The sequence below is a fragment of the Streptomyces sp. NPDC046985 genome, from assembly GCF_040644415.1.
Lineage (GTDB): Bacteria > Actinomycetota > Actinomycetes > Streptomycetales > Streptomycetaceae > Streptomyces.
Map to the genome: position 1 here is coordinate 1 of NZ_JBEYWK010000047.1, position 2,095 is coordinate 2,095.

General features: G+C 71.5%; 1 protein-coding gene. It reads right to left on the reverse strand.

The annotated features are described in order from the left end of the window. The coding region (locus ABZ861_RS31425) for a condensation domain-containing protein (protein WP_361637444.1) at positions 1-2,068 on the reverse strand (2,068 nt) is incomplete at its 3' end. Positions 2,069-2,095 lie beyond the last annotated feature (27 nt).

Sequence of the window (2,095 nt, forward strand, 5' to 3'; positions counted from 1 at the left end):
ACACCACCGCCACCGCATCCGGACACACAGCCACCCGCGCCTCGAACAACTCATGCAGGCACACGTCCGGGAAATCCACCGACGTCGCGTTCCAGTCACGCACCAGTGCCGAGTCCGCTGCGGTCTGGAGCCGCAGCCGGTCCGGGCGGATCTGCGGATCGCCGGTGACGGCGTCCAGGACGCGCACGAGCGTCTGGTGGATCGTGCCGGTCCTGCGGGACGAGTAGTGCCGCGGATCGGTCTCGAGCGTGCAGTCGATCGTTCCGTCCGGCTGCCGGCGGGTGAACAGGGTCACCGGGAAACGCGCCGGCGTGCGGTCGACCGGCACCGCCTGGCTGGCGGTGCTGAAGAGGTCGGCCGGCGCGCTCGCGGCGTTCTGGTAGGTGAACATCACGTCGATCGGCGACTGTGCGTCGCCGCGGGTGGAGGCGTCGATCTCGCGGGCGACGAGGTGGAACGGGGCGCCGGTGTTCGCGTAGGCGTCCAGGCTGACGTCGCGGACTTGCTGAAGGAGGTCGCCGAAACCGGTGTCCGGGTCGATCTCGACCGAGAGCACGACCGTGTTGACCAGCAGGCCGACAAGGTCGGCTGTGCCTGGCTGGTCCCGGATGTCGGCGGGCGTGCCGACGCTCAGGTCCGAGCGCCCGGACAGCCGGCCGAGGGTCAGGAACCACGCGGCTAGCAACCCCATGGCCATGCTGCCGCCGTGCTGCCGCGCCAGCACGTCCAGCGCGTCGGCCACCCGGTTGGGGAGGGTGAAGTGGATGCGGTGCGCGGCGGGCGGGTCGGTGGCGTTGGCGGCGTTGGTGTTGGTGTCCTCGGCGTTGGCGTCCTCGGGGTCGCGTTCGAACAGCTGGAGGGGCAGGGTGGCGCCGCTGAGTCGATCGCGCCAGTGAGTGAGCTGCCCGTCCAAGTGCCCTTCGTCGAGCTGCCGTTGCTGCCAGGCGGCGAACTGCTGCATCGTGAGGGGCGGTTCCGCCGGCGGCGTGACGTCGCGCGCGCCGGTCTCCAGCGCGTACAGCCGTGACGCCTGGTCCAGCAGCAGCCGGACGGACCAGCCGTCGACCACGATGTGGTGGAAGACCATGACCAAGCGGTGCCGGCGATCCCCGGTGCGCAGCAGGGCGAACCGGTGGAGCGGCGGGGCGGCCAGGTCGAAGGGGGTGGCGACCAGGTCGGCCGTCACACGGTCCAGTGCGGCGGTGTCGGTTCCGTCCGCTCCGTCCGTCCCGTCTCGGACGTCGTGGCGGGTGAGTACCGGATCGGGGAGGTCTACGACCCTGGTGACCGGCCGGCCGTCCACGTCCAGGAAGGCGGTGCGCAGGCCGGGGTGCAGGCGGACCACTCGCGCCAGCGCGGACTGCAGGGCCTCCGGGTCGAGGTCACCGTCGAGGTCGAGCGCGACGGCCTCGTTGTAGGCCGGGTTGGAGGGGGCCACCTGTTGGAGGAACCACAGGCCGAGTTGCTGGCCGGTCACCGGACCCGCCGTCTCGTCGACCGGGATGGAGGACGGCAGCGTGCTGGGACCGTCGCGGAGGGCGCCGAGCCGCTTCGCGATCGCTTCGGGCGTGGGCGACTCGTAGACGTCGCGCACGGACAGTGAGGTGTGCCAGCGGGTCCGCAGCCGGGTGACCAGGCGTGCGGCGTCGAGGGAGTCGGCGCCGAGGGCGAAGAGGTCGTCGGTGAGCGAGGAGACGTCCACCGCGAGGAGGCGTTCGATCTCGTTCGCGATGTCGGCCTGGGCCGCCGTCCAGTCGGCGCCGACGCGCTCCGTCCCGCGAGGTGCCGGGGTCTCCGGCTTGGGCAGCCGGGCGCGGTCGACCTTGCCGTTGCGGTTGAGCGGCAGGGCGTCGAGCACGACCACCAGCGAGGGCACCATGTGCGCGGGGAGCCTGTCCCGCAGGTGAGCCAGAAGGTCGTCGGAGGACAGCGTGTCGCCTTCGCGTGGCACCACGTAGGCCACCAGCCTGCGTGCCGTGCCGAGGTCGTCCCGTGCCAGGACGGTGGTGTCGGTGACGTGGGGGTGGGTGCTGATGACGGTCTCGATCTCGCCGAGTTCCACCCGCATGCCACGGATCTTGACCTGGTGATCGGT